Below are 24095 nucleotides of genomic sequence, written 5' to 3'. Positions count from 1 at the left end.
TTGGCGGGGGATTCTACGCGGCTTCAGGCAATCAGGAGAGTGCCGTCTCTCGCTTGAGGAGTTGCTGTTTGCGCTCGACACCCCAACGGTAGCCACTGATGTCGCCGTCCCGGCGCACCACCCGATGGCAGGGGATGGCCACCGCGATGTGGTTGGCCGCGCAGGCCTTGGCCACCGCGCGTACCGCTTTGGGCGCACCGATACGCTCGGCAATATCGGTGTAGCTGACCCGGCTGCCGGCCGGCACCTCGCGCAACGCCTGCCACACCCGCTCCTGAAACGCCGTACCTTGCACATCCAGCGGCAGCGCCAGGCCCAACGCCGGGGCTTCGACAAAGCCCACCACTTCGGCGACCAATTGTTCGTAGGCGCTATCGCCACCAATCAGGCGGGCCTTGGGGAACTGGTCCTGCAGGTCGTGCAGAAGGCCTTCAGGGTCGTCGCCCAGCAAAATCGCGCAAATGCCCTTCTCGCTCTGGGCCACCAGGATCGCCCCCAGCGAACACTGGCCGAGGGCGAAGTGGATGGTGGCCCCTGCGCCACCGGCGCGGTACTGGCGGGGGCGCATGCCCAGGCGCTGATCGGCGCTTTCGTAGAAGCGGCTGTTGGAGTTGAAGCCGGCATCGTAGATGGCGTCGGTGACTGAACGCTGCCCGTCTTCCAGGTGCTCACGCAGGCGCCGGGCACGGAAGGCGGTGGCATAGGCCTTGGGGGTAACGCCGGTTTCGGCCTTGAACAGGCGGTGCAGGTGGAAGGGGCTGACGGCGAGTTGCGCACCGAGCTGGTCGAGGCTGGGGGCGGGGTCGCTGGTTTCGATCAGGCGGCAGGCGCGGGTGACCAGTTGGCTGCGGCGGGTGGTGCTGGCCTTGCTGATACAGCGCTTGCAGGCACGGTAGCCCGCAGCTTCGGCACCAGCAGGGGTGTCGTAGAACTCGACATTGGTGCGCTTGGCCATGCGTGATTTGCAGCCGGGGTGGCAGTAGACGCCGGTGGTGCGTACGGCGTAGACGAAGTGGCCCGTGGCGGTGGAGTCACGGGACTCCACGGCTTGCCAGCGTTGGTCGGGGGTGGTGTAGAGATTCATGGGTTAGCATCCAGATAAGTTGTCGCCTGAACGGGCCCCCTTCGCGGGCATGCCCGCGAAGGGGCCCGTTCAGGCGATGCAAAAACCTCAGGCCCGCCACAGGTACCAGGCCGCCACGGTTCGAAACGGCCGCCAGCCGCCGCCCAGCGAGCGCATCTGCGCAGGTGTCGGCGCCTTGTCCAGCCCCTTCAGCCGTCGGTACCCCTCGCGCACGCCAAAATCGTCCACCGGCAGAATGTCCGAACGCTCCAGGCTATAGATCAGCAGCATCTCCACCGTCCATCGCCCTACCCCACGCAAGGCCACCAGGCGTTCGATCAGTGCCTCGTCGGCCATGGCCAATGCCTCTTCCCGCGTCGGCACCAGGCCTTCCAGCCGTGCCTGGGCAATGCCTTGCACCGTGGCCATCTTGCTTGCCGAGAACCCACAGGCGCGCAAGGTTTGCGGGCTGACCGACAGCAACTGCTGTGGCGTCGGGAACGCAACCTCCGGGAACAACGCCAGCAACCGGCCAAGGATTGCTTCGGCAGCACGGGCATGCAGTTGCTGGTAGGCGATGGCCCGCACCAATGCCTCGTAGGGCTCACGCCCGGGCGTGGCCTGGTGCAGGCAAGGCCCGATTGCAGCAATGTGCCGCGACCAGTCCGAGTCGAGTGCTGCCAGGTATTCAGTGGCCTCGCAGTAGGCCTCGGGCGAAAGGTCGGCCAGGATCATGACGCCTCCAACAGGTTGAACGCAGGCCCAGCTTAGCTCAGCCGTTCATCGGGTAAACGCCGGTTCTTGCGCGGCGAATTCCTGGCATACCATTGCCCTGCGCCGCTTTCCCCGCATAGAATTGAGAACTATTCACAATCGCACAGTTCACAGGGCCGGGCCTTCGCTACGATGCAGATCAACGACACGCTCAAGCCGACCGAGGTCGCTCTGCTCTACCAGGCCCACCATAGCTGGCTTCGCGGCTGGTTGCGCAACCGGGTAGGTTGCAGCGAGCATGCCGCCGACCTGGCCCAGGATACCTTCGTGCGGCTGCTGCGGGCCCGCCAGGTTTCACCGCTGAAAGAGCCACGCGCTTATCTCAGCAGCATCGCCCGTGGCCTGATGATCGACCAGTTCCGCCGTCGCGCACTGGAGCACGCCTACCAGCAAAGCCTGGCCCACCTGCCCGAAGCCGAGGTACCCAGCGAAGAGCACCGCCTGGTCATTCTCGATGCCCTGGGCCGCCTCGACCGTGCCCTGCACCAGCTCAAGCCGCGTGTTCGCCAGGCGTTTCTGCTGGCTCAACTGGACGGCTTGAGCATCGTGCAGATCGCTCAGCAGCTGGAAGTGTCGCGGGCCACCGTCGAGCGCGACCTGGCCAAAGCCTTGGGCGTCTGCTACCGGTTACGTTATGCCGATGCATGAGCCCGCGCCAGCGCAGTCGCAGGTCGACCAGGCCATCGACTGGCTGGTGAAGCTGCGCTTCGACCGCCCCAGCCCACGTACCGAGCAGCAATTTCAGCACTGGCTGGCCAGCCACCCGCACAACCCGCTGGCCTGGCAACGGGTCAGTCAACTCGGCGACGAACTGGCCGGGCTGCCCAAGGACCTGAGCCGGCGCACCCTGGACGGCAGCCAGCGCCAGCGCAGCAGCCGGCGTGACCACCTCAAGCTACTGGCCCTGCTGGCCGTGGGTGGCAGCCTGGGTTGGGCCACGCGCGAACCTCTGGGCCTGCCGCAACTGCTGGCCGACAGCAGCACCGCCACGGGTGAACGGCGCCAGTGGCAAGTCAGCGATGGCAGCCACATATTGCTAAACACTGCCAGCGCCATCGACCTGCATTACAGCGCCGAGCAACGCCAGTTGGAACTGGTACGTGGCGAGGTCAGCCTGGACAGCAACCCCAACGATACCCGCCCGTTCTACATCGACACCCGCATCGGCCCGCTGACCACCCTCAACGGCCAGTTGCTGCTGCGTGAAAACAACCAAGGCCTGCTGCTGGCAGTGCGACGTGGTGAAGTTACGCTGTTTCCCACGTCGGCCTCACCGCGTCAGGTGCATTCGGGCGAAACGGTACAGGTTGGGGCCAATGGCAGTGTCCACGCGGTGGCGCTGCACAGCGACCCTTGGGGCTGGACCGACGGCGTGCTCAGCGTGCAGCAGATGCCACTGGGCGAGTTTGTCGCAGAGCTCGCCCGCTACCGCCCGGGCCTGTTGCGCTGCGCCCCTGAGGTGGCGAACTTGAAGGTGTCAGGCACCTATCAGTTGGCCGATACCGCTCAGATCCTGCAGTTGCTCACCCGCAGCCTGCCGGTGCGTGTCGACTACAAAACGCGCTACTGGGTAAGCATTGGCGCAGCCTGAAAAGCACTTCACTCCGCCACGGCGCGCATCCGGCCCGCGCGTCGGTACGATTGCCGGGCAAAACACACGAACAACCCGGCCATCAGCGCCAGCGCCATAGGCAGGCCGTGCGGGGCCACATCCATCGCCGCACCACTCACCAGCGGGCCGATCAGGCTACCAACGCCCCACAACAACCCCACACTGGCATTGGCAGTGACCAGATCCTGGCCTTTGAAACGTTGCCCGATCAGCACCAGCGCCAGGGTATAAATGCCCCCCGCAACCGCGCCCAGCACCACCAGCAGCGGCCACAGCAGCCAGGTCATGTTCAGCAGCCACGGCAGGCCGATGCCAATCGACATCGCCATCAACCCGCACACCAGGTGCAGCCCGGTGCGCTCCACTCGGTCGGCCAGCCAACCCAACGGCAGCTGGAACAGCATGTCGCCGGCAAACACCACCGTCACCATCAGCGCCGCCACGCCCACGGCAAAGCCATGGCTGGTGGCGTACACCGGCAACAGCGACAGCACCACGGCATCGAAGAACGAGAAGAACAGCACCGCCACGCACAACGCCGGTGCCACGCGGAAGAAGCCGGCCAGGCCGAAGCTCTTGTCGCCCTCTTCATGTTCGACATGGTCATTGGGAACGGTCAGCACGATGCACAGCAACGCCAGGCCATAGCAGACGGTGACCACTCCGGTGATCCACGGGCTGTTGGCGCCCAGCACCGCGAGCATGGCCGGGCCCAGCACCTGGAAGCCGGTAAAGCTGGTGGCATAAAGGGCCATGATCTTGCCGCGATTGTGCTCAGGGCACAGCTCGTTGACCCACGACTCGCCGAGGATGATCGCGATACCCATGCCCAGCCCCAGGCCCAGGCGCAGCAGGGCCAGCAACCACAGCGAGCCGAAGGCCGATTCGAGGAGGGCGATGCTGACGGTGCACAGGCTGAAACTCAGCAGGTAGATGGTGCGCCGGGTGAGGTGGCGGCAGCAGGCGTCGACCAGAAACGCCGAGAGCATCATGCCCGCAGCGGGGATGGCCGAGATGATGCCGATTTCCAGGGTACTGGCGCCGGCCTCATGCAGGCGCAACGACACCAGCGGCAGGCTGGCCCCCAGGCTGAAACCCACGACGGAAACGGCGAACAACAGGCCCGCCAGCAAACGCATGTTCATGTACCACTCCTTGCAAACCAGAAAGACGTGCAGACACAGGCGCGCTCGCCGGGGGGGCGAGCGACGCAAAAGCGCAGATCAGTTCAGGCGAGGTGTGGCGAGAAGGTGAAGGCGAACAGCACGCTGCGGCGACGCTTGAGCACCGTGTCTCTCGGCCAGGCACGACGCAAGGCCTGGAGGGCAGGCTGGCGGGCATGTGGGAGGGACGGGTTACGGCGCATTGCTCTGGCTACTACGCAGGTGGTGGGTAAAAAGAGGCGGCACTCTAGCCACCTGAAGGAGGGTAGTCAACCGCCCTGGGGCCTCTACGAGGCCCATTCGCAGCACAAGGCTGCTCCTACAACGAGCGCGTGCTGCCTGTAGGAGCAGCCTTGTGCTGCGAATGAGCTGCAAAGCAGCCCCCAGCGATTTCAGCGTTTACCTGTAGACGGCAAGAACACCGCCAATAACCCGAACAACGGCAGGAACGAGCACAGCCCGTACACATACTCGATACCGCGCAGGTCCGCCACATACCCCAGCAGCGCCGCGCCAATGCCGCCAAAGCCGAACATCAGCCCGAAGAAGATGCCGGCGATCATGCCCACGCTACCCGGCACCAGTTCCTGCGCATACACCACGATCGCGGAAAACGCCGAGGCCAGGATAAAGCCGATCACCACGCTCAGCACGGTGGTCCAGAACAGGTCGGCATACGGCAGCGCCAGGGTGAACGGCGTCACCCCCAGGATCGAGAACCAGATCACGGCCTTGCGCCCGATGCGGTCCCCGATCGGGCCGCCAAAGAACGTGCCCGCCGCCACTGCACCCAGGAACAGGAACAGGTTCAACTGCGAGCTGGCCACCGACACATCGAACTTCTCGATCAGGTAGAAGGTGAAGTAGCTGGTGAAGCTGGCCATGTAGAAGTACTTGGAGAACACCAGCAGGCCCAGCACGATCAGCGCCGCGATCACCCGATTCCGTGAAATGCCATGGGTGGCCTGCACCGCCTTGCGCGCCTTGGCCTGGTTGAGGTGTTCCTTGTACCAGCCGCGCAGCATCAGGGTTACACCGAGGAAGAACAATGCGGCCAGGCCGAACCAGGCCACGTGGGTCTGGCCGAACGGAATGACGATGGCCGCCGCCAGCAGTGGGCCCAGTGCGGAGCCGGTGTTGCCGCCCACCTGGAAGGTCGACTGGGCCAGGCCGAAGCGCCCGCCAGAGGCCAGGCGCGCTATACGCGAGGTTTCCGGGTGGAACGTCGACGAGCCGATGCCCACCAGCGCCGAAGCCAGCAGAATCATCGGGAAGCTGCCGACGAAGGCCAGCATCACGATCCCCACCAGCGTGCACAGGGTGCCCATCGGCAACAGGTTCGGCGCTGGCCGGCGGTCAGTAAAAAAGCCGACCCAGGGTTGCAGCAGCGAAGCGGTGATCTGGAACGTCAGGGTGATCAGGCCGATCTGGGCGAAGCTCAGGTCGTAATTGGCCTTGAGCATCGGGTAGATCGCCGGCAGCACCGACTGGATCAGATCGTTGATCAAGTGCGCCAGGGCGCAGAAGCCGATGATGCGCATTACCAGCGGCGTCGCTTGGCTCGCCGCTGCGCTGGTGGATGCCGTGGAGGCGCTACTGGTGGCCATGTGCCTGAATCTCCGTCCTCAGTTTGGGATCCGATTATCGGGAAACAAATAGATACATAGCTACCTTTTTTATCCCTCCGTCGCAACGTACTTGAAAATGGTTCTCAATATAATTAGCATCCTCGGCCCATACCCCTGTCATCGTTGGGCGAAACGGCCCCTATCGTGAGCAGACTGAACCCATGAGCCCGATGCCCGCCAAGCAGCTGCAGCAGCCCGACCCACAGCAGGAAGCGCTGGAATGGTTTTCGCTGTTGCGCCAGCCCGGTTGCGACGAAACCCAGCGCCAGGCATTCGCAGCCTGGTGCCAGGCACCCGAAAACTCCCAGGCCTACGCCGAGCTGGAAACGTTCTGGCAACAACTGCAGCCACCACCCGCCCGCCCTCGCCCACGGCACGTCACGGTACGCCGCAGCCACCTGGGTAAATGGCTGGCGCTGGGGTTCCTGGTCGGGTTGGGCGCCGCAGCCTACCTGTACTGGCCGCTGCTGCAGCGCCTGGCCAGCGAGCTGCACACCGACGTGGGCGAGCGGCGTAGCACACGCCTGGCGGATGGCACGACCCTGAACCTGGACAGCGCCAGCGCAATGAACATCGACCTGCGCGGCCGCACCCGCCAACTGCATTTGGTGCAGGGCCAGGTGTACCTGGAAGTCGTGCTCGACGGCCGGGCCATGGAAGTGGACGTGGGCAACGCACGCATCCAGGTGTTCGGCACCCGCCTGCAGGTAGCCCGCCATGCCGGTCATGATGAACTTGTGGTACTCAGTGGCAAGGCCATGGTCACCCAGGGGGGTGAACAGCGCATGGTCTCTGCGGGCGAGCGGGTCACCTTCAATGACACACGCATCGACCCGGTGCAGAAGGCTGACCTGAAAACCTCAGACAGCTGGCGCAACGGCCGTCTGAAAGCCACCGACATGCCATTGGGCCAGGTGCTGGAGCGCCTGGCCAGCTACCAAGGGCAGCGCGTGTGGATGGTGGATGAACAAATGGCCCATCGGCGCGTGAGCGGTGATTTCAACCTAGACCACCCTCGCGAAAGCCTGCAATCCCTGGCGGCGGCCCAGCATCTGCAGCTTCAGGGCGTGCTCGGGCACTGGCTTGTGGTGCACTGAAACCAAGCCCGGCCGCTAAGTTTTTGAAAGCGTGCAAATTTTTTTTGAAATGAGTGTTGACAGAGGGTCCGTTCAAGAGAATAATGCGCGCCATCGGCTACATAGCTCAGTTGGTTAGAGCATAGCATTCATAATGCTGGGGTCCGGGGTTCAAGTCCCTGTGTAGCCACCAAACAAGACGAAGGGCTTACCGCAAGGTAAGCCCTTTTTCTTTGCCTGCGAAAAAGCTGCACGCTTTCAATTTGAGCAAGCAGCTACCCCTAACATGCAATCGCCCCTCAACGAATCCCCGTCACCGCCACTGCCAGCCCAAGGCCGATCAGCGCCAGCCCGATGACGCGGTCCACCAGCACTTGCCGGTCGATCATCGCCTTGCGCAACGCAGTACTGGAGAAAAACACTGCAACCAGGCTGAACCACAGCCAATGGGCAAAGGACATGAACGCGCCGTAGGCGAAATCCAGCGCCAGCGGGCTGCCCGGCTGCACCACCTGGGTGAAAGCGCTGATAACGAACAACATGGTCTTGGGGTTCAGGGCATTGGTCAGAAAGCCCGTGCGCAGGGCGTTCAGCACGCTGGCAGCGGGTTGACTGCCGCCCTCGAGGTGGATGCGCTGAGTGTTGGTCAGCGACTTGTAGCCCAGGTAGATCAGGTAACCCGCACCGAGCACTTTCATGACCAGGAACAGCGCCGGGCTCTGGCTGATGATCACGGCAATGCCCAGCACCGTGTACAGCACGTGCACCTGCACCCCCAACGCGATGCCGATCGCGGCGGCCAGCCCGGCCTTGCGGCCTTGTGCATAACTGCTGCGGGTGACCATGGCGAAATCGGCGCCAGGGCTGATGACGGCGAGCAAGGTGAACAGGGCGACGGCGATAATTTCGGTCATGCTGATGGCTCTCGATAGGCGATGAAAATGCACAGACTTGGGGATTATCGAGGGCTTATGAACCAGGAAAAATCGATTTATAGTGAGGCATATCTGATAGTTTTCCTCACAGATATTTAGACCCTGTACCGGCCTCTTCGCGGGTGAACCCGCGAAGAGGCCGGCACAGGCAAAAAGGGATGCCATGAAACTGCCGCCGCTCAACGCCTTCCGCTACTTCGACATCGCCGCCCAGACCGAGAGCTTCGTGCGCGCCGCCGAGCACCTGCACGTCACCCACGGCGCGGTCAGCCGCCAAATACGCCTGCTTGAAGAAAGCCTTGGCGTGGCGCTGTTCGAGCGCCGTAACCGGGCCATTTTCCTCACCTCCGCCGGCCGTGCCCTGCAAGGCACCACCCAGGCGATTTTCGAACAGCTCGAAGGCGCCGTGCAGCGCTTGCAACAACAGGCCCGCGACAATGTGCTGGTGCTGTCCTGCGAGCCGACCATCGCCATGCGCTGGCTGATCCCGCGCCTGCCCCGCTTCCATGCGGACCACCCCGACCTGCAGTTGCACCTGGTGGCCGCCGGCGGGCCGCTGGACTTCGCCCGCAGCGGTGTCGACCTGGCCATCCGCCGCGACGACTTCCACTGGGACAACCAGCTGTTCAATCAAAAAATCTGCGACGAATGGATCGGCCCGGTGTGCCACCCCACCTCCCCCACCCAGCTCGACGGCCAACGCCTGCTGCACAGCACCACCCGCGCCGCTGCCTGGCCCACCTGGCTGCGCCTCAGCGGCCAGCAGGCGCGGCACAACGAACGCAGCGACTACGAACACTTCTACCTGACGATCCAGGCCGCCAGCGCCGGCCTGGGCCTGGCCATGGCCTCAGCCCTGATGGTGCGCGACGAACTCGACAGCGGGCAGCTGCAGGCACCGTTCGGTTTTGTGCGCGATGGCTCGGCTTATCACCTGCTTAGCCCACAGCCCCTGGACGACAGCGGCAAGCGCCAGCGCTTCGCAGAGTGGGTAATGGGCGAGTGCCAGCGCTGCCTGGCTCACCTGGGTTTGACGCAAAACGACGACCCCGCGCTGCCATCGCCGCCCCAGGTGCGATAGCCCGCGGTATCCAGATGGATGCGCCCCGACGGGTAGCGCCCCAGGCCCATGCTCCACGCCTGGCCATGCTGCTGCCAGAAACGGCACAGCGGGTTAGGGTCAGCCCAGGCCGGCAACAGAATATCGACGGCGAAGGCGCGGGTATGGGCACTGTCGGCAGCACCGCCTGCGCACGCATTCAGACGAGGGTCGCGATAGGCCGAAACCACCTCGAACTGACGCAGGATGCCTTGGCCGTCGAGCACCTTGATCAGCGAGAGGGTCGAGCGTACAGCCGGCCAGTTGCTCACAGGCGGCACGGCGAAGGGAGACGCGTGGCACAGCTTCCAGTCCGAGGCCGAACGCAGCAGTTGGTGGATAGGCACCACACCGTAAAGACGGGCATCCACCAGCATTTCACGGAAGGGACGGGTTTGATGGTCGCCGGCCCACTGGGCGAACATCCACAGGTCGCGTTGGTCGGCGTGGGCAGTACCCGCTATCAGCAGGCCTGCCGCCAGAAGCAGTTTTTTCATTCTTTATCCATCCCTGCATAGAGAACAAAGAAAGCTACGCGGTGGATGGCGCCGACTGTGCGAGGTCAGTCTTCAAGCAGCGTGCAGGCCATCACCAGGGCATCTTCACGGCCCCCGGCAATCGGATAATAGTCGCGACGGCGGCCGATTTCGTTGAAACCGTAGCGCTCGTACAAACGATAGGCCGACTGGTTGCTGGCGCGTACTTCCAGGAAGCATTCGCGGCCATTGAGCTGGTAAGCCCGGGCCATCAGGTGCTCCAGCAGGCGCAGGCCCAGGCCGCGCCCCTGGTTTTCCGGTTTGACGGTGATATTGAGCAGGTGCGCCTCGTCGATGATCACGTTGATCACCCCATGGCCAACCTGCTGCTGGCCATCGAACATCAGCCAGACTTCGTACGACTTGAGCGCATCCTGAAAGATCCCGCGGGTCCAGGGGTGACTGAACGCGGCATATTCGATCTTAAGTACGGCATCCAGATCCGCCTCGGTCATCGGGCGAAAACTGATCGATTCACTCATTCAACGCTCTTCCAGCGCGCCATCAGCTGGCGCATGGCTTTCCAGACGTCCGCCTTGCGCTGCGGCTCGTCCATCAACAATTCAAGGCCCGGCAGCGCCCAGGCATCGCCCAGGCCGTCCAGCTCAAGGGTTTGGTAATAGGCCTCGGCATCAGCATTGGCGGCAAAGCGCAGTGCCGGCAAGCCGATCAGCCACAGGCAGGTACTCGGGGCGTCTTCCAGGCGCGCCTGGACAAAGCCCTGGACGAAGTCGCGCGCGGCTTCGGGGCCCTGGTCCATGTTGCCGCGTACCAGCAACGGCCAGCGCACCGGTTCGCCGATGATCTGCGGGGCGTCAGGCAGGCCGGCGGCGCGCAGCATGTCCTTTAGCAGCAGGTAGGACGGGTCGCGACTCTGGAACGGCTGGCCGGTGGCCAGTTCTACCAGCAGCAGGCAGCTGCCAGCGCGCAGCAACTGCAGCGAGAAGCGCGGTGGCGGCACCGGGGCCGGCCGTGGCGGTGCGGGCTGCTCTTCGGCCTCGACGGGCTTGGCGGCAGGCTTGGGCACGCTACCCGGGCGCGGGATCTCGATTTTCGGCCGCTCACCGGAGCGGGCCTGGGGGCTGGCGGGCGTTTCGTTTGCAGCCGGTGCCGGCCTGACCTCGAAATCGATGTCCTCGACCGGCACCACCGGCAATAGCAGCTCGGGGCGCGACGGTGCGGCGAACGGCAGTTCGGCGCGCGGCAGCCAGTGCACCACTTGCATGGCGGAAAGGTAGGCGCGGCGACGGGGTTCGGTCAGCAAGGGGCGGGTATCCGGGGGGCTCAAGACAGTTGGGCATTCTAACGTGTACGCCGTGGTTTTTGCAGCGCCTATCAGACCGAGCGCCGCCCGCGCGGCGCTTCGCAGCACAAGGCTGCTCCTACATCTGTTTCGGGCCAGTTATTCCTGAGACAAAGGCGCGCGCCCCCTGGTGTTCACCTGGACATCGTGTCGAACAAACCAGGCGGTCGCGCGCATGGGTACAGGCGTCACTGGCCTGAAACAGATGTAGGAGCAGCCTTGTGCTGCGAAGCGCCGCGCGGGCGGCGCTCGATTTCAAAACCACCCCAAAAACAACGCCATACACCTACTGGCCATAAGGTTATCTCTCATTACAGACCAAGGGGTGAAAACCTCCCCCCCGGATGCAGTACAATCGCCCCCTTTTTCTTGGCAACGAGTCGAAGCCAATGATCGAACCCAAGCGCGTCCTGCGCGCCCTAGCCGAACACTGGGCCCTGATCGAGCCGCTGTGCGAGCGTTTCGACCAGGGCACCCTGAGCCTGGTCGAGTTGCGCCAGCATGTGGGCCGCCAGCAGCTCGAAAGCACCCCGCAGGACATCACCCAGCTACTCGACGTATGGATCCGCCTGGATATCCTGGTCCCGGTGGCCAAGAGCCCGAACCGCTTCGAGCTCAACGCGCAGATCCACGACTTTCTTGCGTACCTGCGCCGCGAACACCGCCTGGGCCTGTGCCTGGAGATCGAAGCCTACCTGCGCCACCTCGAACGCCTCGCCGGCCATATCCAGGACGCCTTCGACAACCGCGACAGCGACGACCTGGCGCGCCAGCTGCGCCTGCTCGACATGCGCGTGCGCGATGTGCTGAAAAAGCTCGATAACGACGAACAGGCACTGGTCGCCGTGGCCGAGCGGGCCAAGACCAGCAACCGCCAGATCCCGCTGCGCCAGCGTTATGCCGAAGTACTGGCCACCTGGGACGAATACGTCGAGCCGATGATCCAGCTGGTGAACGCCGACGGCGCCTTCGAACAAGGCGTGCGCAAGGTCGAGACCGTGCTGCTGAAGCTGCTGGGCGAACAGGCGCGCCTGGGCCACCTGGTCGACGACGACATGCTGCTGCGCACCCACGCACGTATCCTGGAAATGCAGACCAGCGCCCAGCTGACCCTGCGCCACGCCCGTGAACTGCTGCTGCCGCTGCGCGAAGAAGCCCGCCGTCACAACGCCGTGACCCGTGGCGCCGCGCTGGCCCTGTCGGTGATCCGGCGCAAGGGCATCGACGCCGTGCCGCAGGCGGCCATGCCGATGTTCACCCGCCCGCAGAGCACCTTCCTCGGCAGTGCCAGCCAGGTCGAAGCCTATGTGTACGCCCTGGCGCGCTTCGAGCCCAAGCCGGCGCGCTTCCCCAAGGCCCACAAGACCCAGTCCGGCGCCCTGCCCCGTGCACCGCGCACGGTCAAGGAAATGGCCGAACGCTGCGAACAGGCCCTGCCGCTGCCCGACCTGATGGTCTGGCTGCTGGAGCAGGAACCCGAAGGCGCCACCGACGAACTGCTGTACTGGTTCTCACGCCTGTCGCGGGAAAAGCGCTTCAAGCGCGAACGCCTCGACCGCCGCGAATACACCACCCAGGAACACCTGGTCAGCCTGCGCTCGTACGCCCTGACCTCCAGCCGCGAAGACGCCACCAGCGCGACTACCGAACCCAACGCGAGCCCAGCCCATGCATCTTGATCTTTCCGAACTGTCCCAGCTCGCGCCGATCTTCCGCGAGCTGTTCAAAGGCTTCCACGTCAGCCGCCGCGATCCCGAGTTGTACGCGCAGCTGTCAAACTTCCAGGACCAGTACCGCACTCTGTTCAAGGCCCTGGGCTTCGAGCTGGTGTGCGACACCCGCGGTTTCTATTACTTCGTGCCGGACATGACCGCCGCGCAGGTCAACAAGACCGCGCAGCGCCTGTCGCTGTTCACCTTCATCCTGGTCGAGCACCTGGCCGACCAGGGCCGTGACCCGATGGCCGTGCTGGACGGCGGCAGCATCGGCCGCGACGAACTCCCCTCGCTGCTGGACAAGTACCGCGACCTGTTCCTGCAGGCCGAAGTGCAAACCGTGGACGAGCTGGAAGAAAAAATCCTGCGCCGCATGACCCAACTTGGCTTCGCCCATGAAGAAGGCGGCATCTACCGCTTCCTGCCGCCGATGCACCGCTTCCTCGATGTGTGCCTTTCGGTGCAGCAGGACCGCGACCTGGCCGCCACCCTGCATAGCGTGCTGCCGCTGCCGACCCCGGTGCTGGTCGAGGAAGAAAGCCCCGAAGAACTCAACCGCACCGACGATCCGCTCGACCTCACGCCCTTCGAGGGCGAGGAAAGCGAAGAGGACGCCCTGGCCCGGGCCATCCGCGAAGAGCAACAGGAGATTGACGCATGAGCCAGGAACGCTACGGCATCCGCCGCTTTGCATTGCTCAACACCGCCGGCTACAGCCTTGGCCTGTTCCCGCTGGAACACCCGCTGTCGGTCTACGGTGCCAACAACCTGGGTAAGTCGGCGTCGATCAACGCCCTGCAGTTCCCGATCCTGGCACGCATGTCAGACATGAGTTTCGGCAAGTACAGCCTCGAGCAGTCGCGCCGCTTCTACTTCGCCAGCGACACCTCGTACATTCTCTGTGAACTGAGCCTGCCCCACGGCCCGCACGTGATCGGCGTGGTCGGCCGCGGCCCGGGCGGCGGTTTCGGTCACCAGTTCTTCGCCTACAAAGGCGAATTGGACCTGGCCCATTACCAGAAGAACGACACCTGCCTGCGCCAGAAAGAGCTGTTCACCAACCTGGAGCGGCTGGGCATCAAAGCCTACGAGCTGAAGCCGGACGAACTGCGCCGCCTGCTGGTTGGCGGCCACACCTCGGTGCCGCTGGACCTGACCATGATCCCGCTGCGCTCCACCAGCGAGCAAAGCCTGAAAACCTTCCGCGCGCTGTTCATCAACCTGCTGCACATGCGCGAAATCACCGCAGCCAAGCTCAAGCAGCTGTTCCTGGACGCCTTCGAGCACAGCCTGCGTTCGGGCAGCGTCGACTACATCGCCGCGTGCGAGGAAGCCTTCCGCGACGTGCGCCGCATGGAGCAGGACTACAACGCCCTGGTCGCCGCCGGCCCGCTGGTCGAGGCCTTGGCCGGTGGTGTAGCCCAGCGCGACATCCTGCGTGGCAAGCTGCACCGCATTTCGCCAGTGCTCGACACCCTGCTGGGCACCTGGCAGGAATACGCCATGGCGCGCAAGGAAGAGCTGGTCATCCAGTCCGAGCACTACCGTGGCGAGCAGGACCGCCTGCAGAACGACCAGCGCGGCGGCACCCAGGAGTTGATGCGCCTGGAGCGTGAAATCACCGGCATCCAGCGCTGGCTGGGCGAGCTGTCGGTGCTCAAGCACCGCTTTGCCCTGGTCGATGACGTCAAGGTACTGGAGCAGCAGCTGCTGGCGGCCAAGGACGCCCACGACGAACTGGCCGGCGCCCTGGCGCAGTCGCGCCAGTTCAGTGCCGAAGACCTGGACGAGCGCGTACGCGACCTGGAAAAACGCCTGAAGCAGGTCAAGCAGCAACTGGACCACGCTGACAACAACAGCTACGCCCGCCTGCGCGAGGAGTTCTCGCAGCAGGACGTCGACCGCCTGATGCGCCTGTTCAACGGTGCACTGTTCAGCCTGCCGCTGGGCGACCGTGGCATCGAGCTGGACGACAGCGCCCTGTGGGTAAAATCGCTGGAAGCGGTGTTGGACGGTTTCAAGGGCGAGCGTTTCGAAGCCCCGGGCCTGTCCATCGACCTCACCCACATCGACCCACCGGCGCTGCAGGCCCTGGCCGACCGCGCCGCCCTGCGCGACCAGAAAGAGCGCCTGGAAAAGGAGCTGAAACAGCTCAAGACCCAGCAGGCTGTAACCGCCGACCGCACCGCCTCGAAGGCGCAGACCGAAACCCTGTACCAGCAAGTGCTGGACGCGCAGAAGGCGCTGGAAGACTTCCGCCGCAGCGAAACCCTGGCAGCCGAAGAGCCCGAGAAGCTGGAACAGCTGTCGCAACTGGAAGCCGCCCAGGACGAACTCAAGCGCTCCAGTGATGCCTTCACCGAGCGCGTCCAGCAGCTGTCGGCCAAGCTGCAGCTGGTCGGCCGCCAGATCGGCGACCTCGAGTCCAAGCAGCGCACCCTGGAAGACGCCCTGCGCCGTCGCCAGCTGCTGCCGGCCGACCTGCCTTACGGCACCCCGTTCATGGAAGCCATCGACGACTCGATGGACAACCTGCTGCCCCTGCTCAACGATTACCAGGACAGCTGGCAAGGCCTGCAACGGGTAGACAACCAGATCGAGGCGCTGTATGCCCAGGTGCGCCTGAAAGGCGTGGCCAAATTCGACAGCGAAGACGACATGGAGCGCCGCCTGCAGCTGCTGGTGAACGCCTATGCGCACCGTACCGAAGAAGCCCTGACCCTCGCCAAGGCACGCCGCGCCGCGGTCACCGACATCGCCCGGACCCTGCGCAACATCCGCAGTGACTACGACAGCCTCGAGCACCAGCTGGCGCTGTTCAACCGCGAGATCAACAAGCGCCAGGTTTCCAACCTGGAGAGCTTCCGCGTGGTGCTGGCGCCGAACAAGGAAGCGCTCAAGCACATCGACCAGATCATCCACAGTGCCGGCCAGTACGAAGAAGGCGAAACCTTGTCGGTGTTCGACCTGACCCAAAGCGCCGAGCAGGACAACAAGAACGAAGAGGCCAAGGAATACCTGGCACGCCTTGTGGCAGCCAACCACAACCAGCTGGGCCTGAAAGACCTGTTCGAGCTGGCGTTCGAGATCACCAAGGTCAACGGCCAGCCGATCATCCACGCCGACATCGACGGCGCTGCGTCCAACGGCACCACCATGACCATCAAGGCGCTGACCAACATGTACTTGTTGCTGCACCTGATGGACCGCGACCTGGCCGGGCGCATTCGCCTGCCGTACTACCTGGACGAAGCAGCGGACATCGACGAACGCAACCAGGCCGCACTGCTGGAGACCAGTTTGCAGCTGGGCTTCGTACCGATTCTGGCGAGTGTGAAGCCCCAGGTATCCGCGCACGTGGCGATCGACCTGGAAGGCGGCAGCGGGCCGAACGGCATCTACATCGACGAGGCGGACTGGAAGTTCATCAGCCGGCTGGATGAGGTGAAGGCGGTTGTGCGCGAGGATAAGGCCGAGGAACTGGCCTGACATTTGTGTATGGGGCCGCGTTGCGGCCCATTCGCGGCACAAGGGGACGCATATCCCTGTAGGAGCGGCCTTGTGCCGCGAATGGAGGCCGAAGGCCTCCCGGCAATCTACCAGGCTATCAATGCGCCCAAGGCAAGATCGGAATCGCGGTCACTGCGTTCTGCGGGCTGCCTTCGATCATGCGGTCGCTGTACACCAGGTACACCAGCGTATTGCGCTTCTTGTCCAGGAAGCGCACCACCTGCATGGTCTTGAACACCAGCGAGGTGCGTTCCTTGAACACTTCCTCGCCGTCTTTCAACTCACCCTTGAAGTTGATCGGCCCGACCTGACGGCAGGCAATCGACGCCTCCGCACGGTCCTCCGCCAGCCCCAGGCCACCCTTCATGCCGCCAGTCTTGGCCCGCGACAGGTAGCAGGTCACGCCCTCCACCTTGGGGTCGTCAAACGCTTCGACCACGATGCGGTCGTTCGGCCCCAGGAACTTGAAGACAGTGGACACCTGGCCGACTTCCTCGGCCCCGGCCAGCATTGGCAGCGCCAGCGCCACTACGGTAATCACTCGCTTGAACAGGCTCATACCAGCACCAGATTGTCACGGTGTACCAGCTCGGGCTCAGCGCTATAGCCAAGGATCGACTCGATACCATCGGACGACTGACCGATGATCTTCTGCGCCTCCAGGGCGCTGTAGTTGGCCAACCCACGGGCCACTTCAACACCGTCCGGGCCAACGCACACCACCATCTCGCCACGGCGGAAGCTGCCCTGCACGGTCTTCACGCCAACCGGCAACAGGCTCTTGTTGGCCTGGCGCAGCGCCTGCACGGCGCCGGCATCCAGCACCAGGGTGCCACGGGTCTGCAGGTGGCCGGCCAGCCACTGCTTGCGCGCAGCGAGCATGCCGCGCTCGGGCGAAAGCAAGGTACCCAGGCGCTCGCCCGCCTTGAGGCGGTCCAGCACGCGCTCGATGCGGCCACCGATGATGATGGTGTGGGCACCGGAACGGGCGGCCAGGCGCGCGGCGCGCAGTTTAGTCTGCATGCCGCCACGGCCCAGGGCACCACCGGTACCACCGGCCACGGCATCCAGCGTCGGGTCGTCGGCACGGGCTTCGTAGATCAGCTGGGCTTCGGGGTTGTTGCGCGGGTCGGCGTCGAACATGCCATCGCGGTCGGTGAGGATCACCAGCAGGTCGGCCTCGACCAGGTTGGCCACCAGCGCTGCCAGGGTGTCGTTGTCGCCGAAGCGGATTTCGTCGGTGACCACGGTGTCGTTTTCGTTGATCACCGGCACCACGCCCAGGTCGACCAAGGTGCGCAGGGTGCTGCGGGCGTTCAGGTAACGCTTGCGGTCGGACAGGTCGTCATGGGTCAGCAGGATTTGCGCGGTGTGCTTGCCGTGTTCGCCGAAGCTCGACTCCCAGGCCTGCACCAGGCGCATCTGGCCGAGCGCGGCAGCGGCCTGCAGCTCGTTCATCGCGCTCGGTCGCGAAGTCCAACCCAGCTGGCTCATGCCGGCAGCCACGGCCCCGGAGGAGACCAGTACCAACTCCACGCCTGCCTCACGCAGCGCGACCATCTGCTCGACCCAAACGGCCATGGCACCGCGGTCGAGGCCCTTGCCATCGGCGGTCAGCAGAGCACTGCCAATCTTCACGACCCAGCGCTTGGCGCCCGTCACCTTGCTTCGCATCTTCTTCCAACCTATGTCGAATCTGTAGATACCGTGGATACAAAAACGCCGCTCCAGAGAGCGGCGTTTAGTGTACTGCAACCGGTCAGTCGCGCACGTAAATGATTTCCGGACCGTCTTCGTCGTCCTCGAAATCATCGTCCCAAGCGTCATCGTCACCGATGTCGTGCACGCTCTTGACGCCAGTACGGCGCAGGGTACGCGCGTCGTCCAGGGCCTGCAGCTGGGCACGGGCTTCGTCTTCAATGCGCTGGTCGAGGTCGGCCAGCTCGGCGGCGTAGGCCGGGTCGTTGGCCAGGCGGTCGGCGCGGTCTTCGAGGTAGCGCATCAGGTCGTGGCTGAGCTTGTCGGTACCCTGCTTGGAGATCGCCGAGATCACGTAGACCGGGCCTTCCCACTCCAGGCGATCGATCACCTCCTGAACACGCTCATCGCGCTCGTCGTCCATCACCATGTCCGACTTGTTCAGTACCAGCCAACGCTCACGCTCGGCCAGCGACGGGCTGAAGCGGGTCAGCTCGTTGACGATCACTTCGGCAGCATCGGCCGGGCTGCTTTCGTCCAGCGGCGCAATGTCCACCAGGTGCAGCAGCACGCGGGTGCGCGCCAGGTGCTTGAGGAAGCGGATACCCAGGCCGGCACCGTCGGAAGCACCTTCGATCAGGCCGGGGATGTCGGCGATGACGAAGCTCTTCCAGCGGTCGACGCTGACCACGCCCAGGTTTGGCACCAGGGTGGTGAACGGGTAGTCGGCCACTTTCGGCTTGGCGGCCGAGACCGAGCGGATGAAGGTACTCTTGCCGGCGTTGGGCAGGCCCAGCAGGCCAACGTCAGCCAACACCTTCATTTCCATCTTCAGGTCGCGCTGGTCACCCGGCTTGCCTGGCGTGGTCTGGCGCGGTGCACGGTTGGTGCTGGACTTGAAACGGGTGTTGCCCAGGCCGTGCCAGCCGCCTTGGGCGACCATCAGCTTCTGGCCAGGGGTGACCAGGTCACCGATCACTTCCTGGGTGGAAGCGTCAATCACGGTGGTACCGACCGGCACGCGCAGGAACAGGTCTTCACCCTTCTTGCCGGTGCAGTCGGTGCTGCCACCATTGGAGCCGCGCTGGGCTTCGTGGTGACGGGTGTAGCGGTAGTCGACCAGGGTGTTCAGGTTTTCGTCGGCGACCATGTACACCGAGCCGCCGTCACCGCCGTCACCGCCGTTAGGGCCACCGTTCTCGATGAACTTCTCGCGACGGAAGCTCATGCAACCGTTGCCGCCGTCACCGGCCTTGACCCGAATCGATACTTCGTCAACAAACTTCATTAAAACCGCCTCTCGTCGGTAGACGAGTTGAATGAATCAAAAACATGAGGCTCTTGCAAAAATGAGCGCGGCGGCCCCGTACGACCGTAGAAACCAACGCCGGCAACCCAGACAAACAGCTTTGCAAGAGGCTCACCACAAACGAAAAAGCCCCGTCGCATGACGGGGCTTCTGGAGCGACGTCGCGATTAAGCGGCGACGATGCTCACGTAACGGCGCATGAACTCGCCTTTCTTCTCGAACTTGATCACGCCTTCGATCTTGGCGAACAAGGTGTGGTCCTTGCCCATGCCAACGCCGTAGCCAGCGTGGAATTCAGTGCCGCGCTGACGGACGATGATGTTGCCTGGCTTGATAACCTGGCCGCCATACATCTTCACGCCAAGGCGTTTAGATTCTGAGTCGCGACCGTTACGAGTACTACCACCAGCCTTCTTGTGAGCCATGGTTCAATTCTCCAAATAAATTCAGGGGATCTAGGGGATTAAGCCTGGATGCCGGTGATTTTGATCTCGGTGAACCACTGGCGGTGGCCCATACGCTTCATGTGGTGCTTACGACGACGGAACTTGATGATGCGAACCTTGTCGTGGCGGCCTTGCGAAACGACTTCGGCCACTACTTTAGCGCCAGCAACAACTGGAGCACCGATGGTGACTTCTTCACCGTTGGCGACCAGCAGAACGCGATCGAAAGTCACGGATTCGCCAGTGGCGACTTCCAGTTTTTCGATCTTGAGGAATTCACCTTCAGCGACTTTGTACTGCTTGCCGCCGGTAACGATTACTGCGTAAGACATGGTATTTCTCCGATAATCCTGCTCACCCAGCGCTTTATATGATGAGTATTGGCTGGCATGGCTGCACAAGGCTGGAACGGCCCGGCGCAATTGCGTAAGGCAGGTGCTGCCCAGGAAGTTAGGGTGCGCGATTGTACGCAACCCTGGTTTTGCTTGCAAGTGCCGCCCCCGGCCCGCTGGCACCGCGCCTTGACACACCGGTACCCGCGACCTAGCATGCCGCGCAACCTCACTGGAGCAGCCGATGCAACCCCAAACCTTCTACCGCGCGGTGGCTGATGATTTCAGCGCCGTCGACGAGATCATCAAGAAGCAGCTGACCTCGCGCGTGCCGCTGGTATCGAAGATCGGCGACTATATCACGTCGGCCGGTGGCAAGCGCCTGCGTCCCCTGCTGGTACTGCTGTGTGGCAAGGCCCTGGGCCGCGAAGGCGACGACCTGCGCCTGCTGGCTGCCACCATCGAATTCCTGCACACCGCCACCCTGCTGCACGACGACGTGGTGGACATGTCCGGCATGCGCCGCGGCCGCTCCACCGCCAACGCCCTGTGGGGCAACGCGCCGAGCGTGCTGGTGGGCGACTTCCTTTATTCGCGCTCGTTCGAAATGATGGTCGAACTGGGTTCGATGCCGGTCATGCAGATCCTGTCCAAGGCCACCCGTGTGATTGCCGAAGGTGAAGTGCTGCAGTTGTCGCGGGTACGCGATGCCAGCACCACCGAGGAAATCTACATGGAGGTCATCCGCGGCAAGACCGCGATGCTGTTCGAAGCCTCGACCCACAGCGCCGCCGCGCTGGCCGAAGCCACCGACGAGCAGCGCGAAGCCTTGCGCACCTTCGGTGACCACCTGGGCGTGGCCTTCCAGCTGGTCGACGACCTGCTGGACTACAAGGGCGACTCGCAAACCCTGGGCAAGAACGTCGGTGACGACCTGGCCGAGGGCAAGCCTACCCTGCCGCTGATCTACACCATGCGCGAAGGCACTGCCGAGCAGGCTGCGCTGGTACGCCAGGCGATCCAGAAAGGTGGCCTTGAGGATCTGGAACAGATCCGCGTGGCGGTCGAAGCGTCGGGCGCGCTTAAGTACACAGCAGAGCTGGCGCGCGACTATGTGAAGCGCGCCATTGCATGCCTCGAAGTGCTGCCGGCCAGTGAATACCGGGATGCCCTGGTCGAGCTGAGCGAGTTTGCGGTCGCGCGTACTCACTGACAGACCGAATCGTCTTCATTCGCGGGCAAGCCCGCTCCTACAGGATTGCGTCACCTGGAGGAGCGAACTTGCCCGCGATGCTTTTTGTCCGGACATAATCACTTCTGGAAAAATACCTTTTACAATGTGGGTTTTTAACCGCCCGTCTGTTTGTTTGAGGAACCGAAGTGAGCACTCTGCCACCCTGCCCAAAATGCAATTCCGAGTACACCTATGAGGATGGCACTCAGCTGATCTGCCCTGAATGCGCCCACGAGTGGTCTGCCAGTGGCGACGCCGAAGCGGCCAGCGACGAGGCGGTGAAGAAAGACTCGGTCGGCAACGTCCTGCAGGATGGCGACACTGTCACCGTGATCAAGGACCTCAAGGTCAAGGGTTCGTCCCTGGTGGTGAAGGTCGGCACCAAGGTCAAGAACATCCGCCTGTGCGACGGCGACCACGATATCGACTGCAAGATCGATGGCATCGGCGCCATGAAACTGAAGTCCGAGTTCGTTCGCAAAGTCTGATTACAGAAAAAAAGGCCAATAGGCGCTTGCTATTATGATAATAAGAATTATTCTCATTGGGACTGATATCCAAGGAGAATAGCCATGACTTATCTGATTGACGCCTGGCTTGACCGCCCTCACCCCTACCTGCGCATTCTTCATCGCGAAACCGGCGAAGTGTGCGCGGTGCTCGAAGAAGAAGCGCTGGACGAACTGCGTGACCAGGGCGACCTGGACATGAGCGGGCTGAATTCGAGTGAACCGGGGGTGCTCAAGGAGCTGGTGCGCAATCTGTTTCTGTTCTGCTATGCGCGGGCATTGCGCCCGATGGGAACAGACTGGAACTGACAGATCTGGCGAGTGCTTCGCCCTCGTTCGCGGCACAAGGCCGCTCCTGCAGGGGTACGCATGTCCATGGGAAAATGCGTACCCCTGCAGGAGCGGCCTTGTGCCGCGAATGGGCCGCAACGCGGCCCCAAGCGGTATTACAGAACGTCGAGCAGCTCGACGTCGAACACCAGCACGCTGTGCGGCGGGATGCTGCCAACGCCTTGGGCGCCGTAGGCCAGCTCGCTCGGCACGTACAGGCGCCATTTGCTGCCGGCATTCATCAGCTGCAGGGCTTCGGTCCAGCCAGCAATCACGCCACCAACCGGGAATTCAGCCGGCTGGCCACGCTCGTAGGAGCTGTCGAACACGGTGCCGTCGATCAGGGTGCCGTGGTAGTGCGTACGCACGTTGTCTTCGCGAGTCGGCTTGGCGCCTTCACCTGCGGTCAGTACTTCGAACTGCAGGCCCGAAGCCAGGGTGGTGATGCCTTCACGCTTGGCGTTTTCAGCCAGGAATTCCTTGCCAGCGCCAGCAGCTGCTTCAGCCTTGGCAGCCGCTTCGGCTTGCATGATGTCGCGGATCACTTTGAAGCTGGCCGACAGGTCGGCTTCGCTGACGCGGCTGTCGGCGCCGTTGAAGGCGTCGGTCAGGCCGGCCAGGATGGCTTCCAGGCTTACGCCTGGTGGCGGGTTGTCGCGCAGCTGGCCGCCCAGCTGACGGCCGATACCGTAGCTGACGCGCGTTTCGTCGGTAGACAGGTTGAGTTCGGACATTGTCGTGCTCCACTGCAGGGCGCAGTGCAGCCGCGCCCTTGATGAAAAGGGCGAGCAGCCTAGCACACTGATGAGCTGCGAGCAGCTACCAGGCCGAACGCTGGGAAATCGGCACCTTGAGGTCTTCTTCCGGGTGCGAACCCATGCCGCACATTTCATCCTGCACCGACCAGTGCACCAGGTTCATCGAGACCATGGGGATGGTTTGCAGCAACTTGCGGGCATCCTCCACCGAGTGCACGCGCAAACGCTCGCCACGGGTGTCAGACAGCGGGTGGGCGCGGCCTTTGAGCCGGGCTTCAATGAGGTAATCGCCGCCTTCGATGGCGATCAGGTTCACTTCGTCGACATGGCCAGCCCTGGCCTCGAGATTGAGCTGATGCAGGTTCATGTAAGCACCTCGCGATGAGAACCACGCATGAGTGCTCATTTTTCGTACAGGCGGGCCGAAAGCACAAGCCAGAAACGACACCGCCCGTCCGTTTTGCAACAGACGGGCGGTGCAGGCAACAACGGGGCTCAGTGCTTGGTCAGCTTGTCCAGGTAGCCCATGCAGAACGCCGAAACCACAAAGGTCATGTGGATGATCACGTACCACATCAGGTAGTCGGTGGAGATGTTCTGCGCATCCATGAACACCCGCAGCAGGTGAATGGACGAAATCGCCACGATCGACGCAGCCACCTTCATCTTCAGCGACGAGGAGTCCATCTTGCCCAGCCAGTTGAGCTTTTCCTTGCTGTCGTCGATGTCCAGTTGCGAGACGAAGTTCTCGTAGCCGGAGATCATCACCATCACCAGCAGGCCACCCACTAGCGACATGTCGATCAGCGAGAGGATCACCAGGATCAGGTCAGCTTCGCTCAAGGCAAAGACGTTGGGCAGGACGTGGACCACTTCCTGAAAGAATTTCAGCGCCAGGGCCAGCAGGCCGAGGGACAGGCCGAAGTAGATGGGGGCGAGCAGCCAGCGCGAGGCATACATCGCGTTTTCGAGAATACGTTCCATGGAGGGTTTGGGACTCGTCAGGTGACTAAAAAAACGACAGCGAGTATAGCCAGCCACCTGTTACAGCAAAAGCCCGGTGAA

The 24095-nt window shown here is 63.3% G+C and carries 27 protein-coding genes and 1 tRNA gene; 11 read left to right on the top strand and 17 right to left on the bottom strand.

All coding sequences use genetic code 11. The features are described from left to right. Positions 1–31: 31 nt before the first annotated feature. Together ada and MRBLPB4O_RS03565 are read right to left on the bottom strand one after the other, a co-directional pair. The gene (ada, locus tag MRBLPB4O_RS03570) at positions 32–1084 is read right to left on the bottom strand and encodes a bifunctional DNA-binding transcriptional regulator/O6-methylguanine-DNA methyltransferase Ada (RefSeq protein ID WP_341797535.1); all 1053 of its coding nucleotides are present in this window, start codon (positions 1082–1084) and stop codon (positions 32–34) included. 87 nt (positions 1085–1171) lie between these two features. Then, positions 1172–1798, bottom strand: a complete 627-nt coding sequence (locus MRBLPB4O_RS03565; RefSeq protein WP_341797534.1) for a DNA-3-methyladenine glycosylase — start codon at positions 1796–1798, stop codon at positions 1172–1174. Between the two features lie 171 nt (positions 1799–1969). Here MRBLPB4O_RS03565 and MRBLPB4O_RS03560 point away from each other — a divergent pair, with 171 nt between their 5' ends. Together MRBLPB4O_RS03560 and MRBLPB4O_RS03555 are read left to right on the top strand one after the other, a co-directional pair. After that, positions 1970–2485, top strand: a complete 516-nt coding sequence (locus tag MRBLPB4O_RS03560; RefSeq protein WP_059396029.1) for a sigma-70 family RNA polymerase sigma factor — start codon at positions 1970–1972, stop codon at positions 2483–2485. Further along, complete coding sequence (locus MRBLPB4O_RS03555; RefSeq protein ID WP_341797533.1) at positions 2472–3428, top strand: FecR domain-containing protein; 957 nt, start codon at positions 2472–2474, stop codon at positions 3426–3428. Before MRBLPB4O_RS03560 ends, MRBLPB4O_RS03555 begins: the two co-directional genes overlap by 14 nt. 8 nt (positions 3429–3436) lie before the next feature. Here the strand turns inward: MRBLPB4O_RS03555 and MRBLPB4O_RS03550 are convergent, their stop codons facing one another. From MRBLPB4O_RS03550 to MRBLPB4O_RS03540, 3 genes are all read right to left on the bottom strand, one after another. After that, entirely contained in the window at positions 3437–4594 is a 1158-nt protein-coding gene (locus MRBLPB4O_RS03550; RefSeq protein ID WP_341797532.1) for an MFS transporter, read from the bottom strand. 83 nt (positions 4595–4677) lie between these two features. After that, on the bottom strand, positions 4678–4815 hold the full coding sequence (locus MRBLPB4O_RS03545) for a hypothetical protein (protein WP_341797531.1): 138 nt from the start codon (positions 4813–4815) through the stop codon (positions 4678–4680). A 189-nt stretch (positions 4816–5004) separates the two neighbouring features. Next, positions 5005–6219 carry an MFS transporter gene (locus tag MRBLPB4O_RS03540; protein ID WP_341797530.1) on the bottom strand — a complete coding sequence of 405 codons (1215 nt, stop codon included), beginning with the start codon at positions 6217–6219 and terminating at the stop codon, positions 5005–5007. A 191-nt stretch (positions 6220–6410) separates the two neighbouring features. Here MRBLPB4O_RS03540 and MRBLPB4O_RS03535 point away from each other — a divergent pair, with 191 nt between their 5' ends. Then, positions 6411–7337, top strand: coding sequence for a FecR domain-containing protein (locus tag MRBLPB4O_RS03535; RefSeq protein WP_341798854.1), 927 nt, complete (start codon positions 6411–6413; stop codon positions 7335–7337). Positions 7338–7432: 95 nt separating this feature from the next. Continuing rightward, positions 7433–7509, top strand: a tRNA-Met gene (locus MRBLPB4O_RS03530). A 106-nt stretch (positions 7510–7615) separates the two neighbouring features. Here the strand turns inward: MRBLPB4O_RS03530 and MRBLPB4O_RS03525 are convergent. Continuing rightward, positions 7616–8230, bottom strand: a complete 615-nt coding sequence (locus tag MRBLPB4O_RS03525; protein WP_341797529.1) for a LysE family translocator — start codon at positions 8228–8230, stop codon at positions 7616–7618. Between the two features lie 184 nt (positions 8231–8414). Between MRBLPB4O_RS03525 and MRBLPB4O_RS03520 the strand changes: the two genes are divergently transcribed. Continuing rightward, the gene (locus MRBLPB4O_RS03520) at positions 8415–9332 is read left to right on the top strand and encodes a LysR substrate-binding domain-containing protein (RefSeq protein ID WP_341797528.1); all 918 of its coding nucleotides are present in this window, start codon (positions 8415–8417) and stop codon (positions 9330–9332) included. Here MRBLPB4O_RS03520 and MRBLPB4O_RS03515 read toward each other — a convergent pair. The 3 genes from MRBLPB4O_RS03515 to MRBLPB4O_RS03505 all read right to left on the bottom strand — a co-directional run bounded on the left by MRBLPB4O_RS03515 (position 9272) and on the right by MRBLPB4O_RS03505 (position 11150). Continuing rightward, complete coding sequence (locus MRBLPB4O_RS03515; protein ID WP_341797527.1) at positions 9272–9847, bottom strand: D-Ala-D-Ala carboxypeptidase family metallohydrolase; 576 nt, start codon at positions 9845–9847, stop codon at positions 9272–9274. The genes MRBLPB4O_RS03520 and MRBLPB4O_RS03515 overlap by 61 nt on opposite strands. 65 nt (positions 9848–9912) lie before the next feature. Next, positions 9913–10368, bottom strand: a complete 456-nt coding sequence (gene rimI / locus MRBLPB4O_RS03510; RefSeq protein WP_341797526.1) for a ribosomal protein S18-alanine N-acetyltransferase — start codon at positions 10366–10368, stop codon at positions 9913–9915. Continuing rightward, a complete protein-coding gene (locus MRBLPB4O_RS03505) occupies positions 10365–11150 on the bottom strand; it encodes an energy transducer TonB (RefSeq protein ID WP_341797525.1) in 786 nt (261 codons plus the stop codon). The genes rimI and MRBLPB4O_RS03505 overlap by 4 nt, the downstream gene beginning before the upstream one ends. Positions 11151–11578: 428 nt before the next feature. Here MRBLPB4O_RS03505 and mksB point away from each other — a divergent pair, with 428 nt between their 5' ends. Genes mksB through mksF form a run of 3 tightly spaced genes read left to right on the top strand, consistent with a single transcriptional unit; the run spans position 11579 to position 16393 of the window. Continuing rightward, positions 11579–12868: an Mks condensin complex protein MksB gene (gene mksB, locus MRBLPB4O_RS03500; protein WP_341797524.1), complete on the top strand. Its 1290-nt coding sequence runs from the start codon at positions 11579–11581 to the stop codon at positions 12866–12868. After that, positions 12858–13565 (top strand): Mks condensin complex protein MksE, encoded by a 708-nt coding sequence (gene mksE / locus MRBLPB4O_RS03495; protein ID WP_016484836.1) that lies wholly within the window; start codon positions 12858–12860, stop codon positions 13563–13565. The genes mksB and mksE overlap by 11 nt, the downstream gene beginning before the upstream one ends. Further along, positions 13562–16393 carry an Mks condensin complex protein MksF gene (gene mksF / locus MRBLPB4O_RS03490; RefSeq protein WP_341797523.1) on the top strand — a complete coding sequence of 944 codons (2832 nt, stop codon included), beginning with the start codon at positions 13562–13564 and terminating at the stop codon, positions 16391–16393. The genes mksE and mksF overlap by 4 nt, the downstream gene beginning before the upstream one ends. 118 nt (positions 16394–16511) lie before the next feature. Here the strand turns inward: mksF and MRBLPB4O_RS03485 are convergent, their stop codons facing one another. The 5 genes from MRBLPB4O_RS03485 to rplU all read right to left on the bottom strand — a co-directional run bounded on the left by MRBLPB4O_RS03485 (position 16512) and on the right by rplU (position 20199). Next, positions 16512–16973 (bottom strand): CreA family protein, encoded by a 462-nt coding sequence (locus MRBLPB4O_RS03485; protein ID WP_016501541.1) that lies wholly within the window; start codon positions 16971–16973, stop codon positions 16512–16514. Continuing rightward, a complete protein-coding gene (gene proB, locus MRBLPB4O_RS03480) occupies positions 16970–18088 on the bottom strand; it encodes a glutamate 5-kinase (protein ID WP_016501542.1) in 1119 nt (372 codons plus the stop codon). The genes MRBLPB4O_RS03485 and proB overlap by 4 nt, the downstream gene beginning before the upstream one ends. 85 nt (positions 18089–18173) lie before the next feature. Next, positions 18174–19400 (bottom strand): Obg family GTPase CgtA, encoded by a 1227-nt coding sequence (gene cgtA, locus MRBLPB4O_RS03475; protein WP_016501543.1) that lies wholly within the window; start codon positions 19398–19400, stop codon positions 18174–18176. A gap of 188 nt (positions 19401–19588) precedes the next feature. Further along, on the bottom strand, positions 19589–19846 hold the full coding sequence (rpmA, locus tag MRBLPB4O_RS03470) for a 50S ribosomal protein L27 (protein ID WP_003247464.1): 258 nt from the start codon (positions 19844–19846) through the stop codon (positions 19589–19591). Positions 19847–19884: 38 nt separating this feature from the next. Beyond that, the gene (gene rplU / locus MRBLPB4O_RS03465; protein WP_003247466.1) at positions 19885–20199 is read right to left on the bottom strand and encodes a 50S ribosomal protein L21; all 315 of its coding nucleotides are present in this window, start codon (positions 20197–20199) and stop codon (positions 19885–19887) included. A gap of 244 nt (positions 20200–20443) precedes the next feature. Between rplU and MRBLPB4O_RS03460 the strand changes: the two genes are divergently transcribed. The 3 genes from MRBLPB4O_RS03460 to MRBLPB4O_RS03450 all read left to right on the top strand — a co-directional run bounded on the left by MRBLPB4O_RS03460 (position 20444) and on the right by MRBLPB4O_RS03450 (position 22251). Beyond that, on the top strand, positions 20444–21412 hold the full coding sequence (locus MRBLPB4O_RS03460) for a polyprenyl synthetase family protein (protein ID WP_016501544.1): 969 nt from the start codon (positions 20444–20446) through the stop codon (positions 21410–21412). 167 nt (positions 21413–21579) lie between these two features. Continuing rightward, positions 21580–21921, top strand: coding sequence for a zinc ribbon domain-containing protein YjdM (locus MRBLPB4O_RS03455; RefSeq protein ID WP_019470643.1), 342 nt, complete (start codon positions 21580–21582; stop codon positions 21919–21921). Between the two features lie 84 nt (positions 21922–22005). After that, positions 22006–22251, top strand: coding sequence for a hypothetical protein (locus MRBLPB4O_RS03450; protein ID WP_016484829.1), 246 nt, complete (start codon positions 22006–22008; stop codon positions 22249–22251). A gap of 137 nt (positions 22252–22388) precedes the next feature. Here MRBLPB4O_RS03450 and MRBLPB4O_RS03445 read toward each other — a convergent pair whose 3' ends face one another. The 3 genes from MRBLPB4O_RS03445 to MRBLPB4O_RS03435 all read right to left on the bottom strand — a co-directional run bounded on the left by MRBLPB4O_RS03445 (position 22389) and on the right by MRBLPB4O_RS03435 (position 24014). Continuing rightward, the gene (locus tag MRBLPB4O_RS03445) at positions 22389–23006 is read right to left on the bottom strand and encodes an FKBP-type peptidyl-prolyl cis-trans isomerase (protein WP_132846719.1); all 618 of its coding nucleotides are present in this window, start codon (positions 23004–23006) and stop codon (positions 22389–22391) included. 85 nt (positions 23007–23091) lie between these two features. Beyond that, the gene (locus tag MRBLPB4O_RS03440; RefSeq protein WP_016501545.1) at positions 23092–23397 is read right to left on the bottom strand and encodes a DUF6482 family protein; all 306 of its coding nucleotides are present in this window, start codon (positions 23395–23397) and stop codon (positions 23092–23094) included. A 128-nt stretch (positions 23398–23525) separates the two neighbouring features. Then, positions 23526–24014: a TIGR00645 family protein gene (locus MRBLPB4O_RS03435; protein ID WP_016501546.1), complete on the bottom strand. Its 489-nt coding sequence runs from the start codon at positions 24012–24014 to the stop codon at positions 23526–23528. Between the last annotated feature and the right edge of the window lie 81 nt (positions 24015–24095).

The sequence above is a fragment of the Pseudomonas sp. LPB4.O genome, assembly GCF_038383825.1.
Classification (GTDB): Bacteria; Pseudomonadota; Gammaproteobacteria; order Pseudomonadales; family Pseudomonadaceae; genus Aquipseudomonas; species Aquipseudomonas putida.
Note: the sequence above shows the minus strand (reverse complement) of the source record. Positions and strands in the feature narration are given on the sequence as shown.

Bases quoted from the DNA above. Each gene is read 5' to 3' on its own strand.
- MRBLPB4O_RS03525 (WP_341797529.1), bottom strand. From the start codon at position 8,230: ATGACCGAAATTATCGCCGTCGCCCTGTTCACCTTGCTCGCCGTCATC.
- proB (WP_016501542.1), bottom strand. From the start codon at position 18,088: ATGCGAAGCAAGGTGACGGGCGCCAAGCGCTGGGTCGTGAAGATTGGC.
- MRBLPB4O_RS03540 (WP_341797530.1), bottom strand. From the start codon at position 6,219: ATGGCCACCAGTAGCGCCTCCACGGCATCCACCAGCGCAGCGGCGAGC.
- MRBLPB4O_RS03435 (WP_016501546.1), bottom strand. From the start codon at position 24,014: ATGGAACGTATTCTCGAAAACGCGATGTATGCCTCGCGCTGGCTGCTC.
- ada (WP_341797535.1), bottom strand. From the start codon at position 1,084: ATGAATCTCTACACCACCCCCGACCAACGCTGGCAAGCCGTGGAGTCC.
- MRBLPB4O_RS03485 (WP_016501541.1), bottom strand. From the start codon at position 16,973: ATGAGCCTGTTCAAGCGAGTGATTACCGTAGTGGCGCTGGCGCTGCCA.
- MRBLPB4O_RS03440 (WP_016501545.1), bottom strand. From the start codon at position 23,397: ATGAACCTGCATCAGCTCAATCTCGAGGCCAGGGCTGGCCATGTCGAC.
- MRBLPB4O_RS03560 (WP_059396029.1), top strand. From the start codon at position 1,970: ATGCAGATCAACGACACGCTCAAGCCGACCGAGGTCGCTCTGCTCTAC.
- rimI (WP_341797526.1), bottom strand. From the start codon at position 10,368: ATGAGTGAATCGATCAGTTTTCGCCCGATGACCGAGGCGGATCTGGAT.
- MRBLPB4O_RS03565 (WP_341797534.1), bottom strand. From the start codon at position 1,798: ATGATCCTGGCCGACCTTTCGCCCGAGGCCTACTGCGAGGCCACTGAA.
- MRBLPB4O_RS03520 (WP_341797528.1), top strand. From the start codon at position 8,415: ATGAAACTGCCGCCGCTCAACGCCTTCCGCTACTTCGACATCGCCGCC.
- mksE (WP_016484836.1), top strand. From the start codon at position 12,858: ATGCATCTTGATCTTTCCGAACTGTCCCAGCTCGCGCCGATCTTCCGC.
- MRBLPB4O_RS03460 (WP_016501544.1), top strand. From the start codon at position 20,444: ATGCAACCCCAAACCTTCTACCGCGCGGTGGCTGATGATTTCAGCGCC.
- mksF (WP_341797523.1), top strand. From the start codon at position 13,562: ATGAGCCAGGAACGCTACGGCATCCGCCGCTTTGCATTGCTCAACACC.
- mksB (WP_341797524.1), top strand. From the start codon at position 11,579: ATGATCGAACCCAAGCGCGTCCTGCGCGCCCTAGCCGAACACTGGGCC.
- MRBLPB4O_RS03555 (WP_341797533.1), top strand. From the start codon at position 2,472: ATGCCGATGCATGAGCCCGCGCCAGCGCAGTCGCAGGTCGACCAGGCC.
- MRBLPB4O_RS03545 (WP_341797531.1), bottom strand. From the start codon at position 4,815: ATGCGCCGTAACCCGTCCCTCCCACATGCCCGCCAGCCTGCCCTCCAG.
- cgtA (WP_016501543.1), bottom strand. From the start codon at position 19,400: ATGAAGTTTGTTGACGAAGTATCGATTCGGGTCAAGGCCGGTGACGGC.
- MRBLPB4O_RS03515 (WP_341797527.1), bottom strand. From the start codon at position 9,847: ATGAAAAAACTGCTTCTGGCGGCAGGCCTGCTGATAGCGGGTACTGCC.
- MRBLPB4O_RS03535 (WP_341798854.1), top strand. From the start codon at position 6,411: ATGCCCGCCAAGCAGCTGCAGCAGCCCGACCCACAGCAGGAAGCGCTG.
- MRBLPB4O_RS03550 (WP_341797532.1), bottom strand. From the start codon at position 4,594: ATGAACATGCGTTTGCTGGCGGGCCTGTTGTTCGCCGTTTCCGTCGTG.
- MRBLPB4O_RS03450 (WP_016484829.1), top strand. From the start codon at position 22,006: ATGACTTATCTGATTGACGCCTGGCTTGACCGCCCTCACCCCTACCTG.
- rplU (WP_003247466.1), bottom strand. From the start codon at position 20,199: ATGTCTTACGCAGTAATCGTTACCGGCGGCAAGCAGTACAAAGTCGCT.
- MRBLPB4O_RS03445 (WP_132846719.1), bottom strand. From the start codon at position 23,006: ATGTCCGAACTCAACCTGTCTACCGACGAAACGCGCGTCAGCTACGGT.
- rpmA (WP_003247464.1), bottom strand. From the start codon at position 19,846: ATGGCTCACAAGAAGGCTGGTGGTAGTACTCGTAACGGTCGCGACTCA.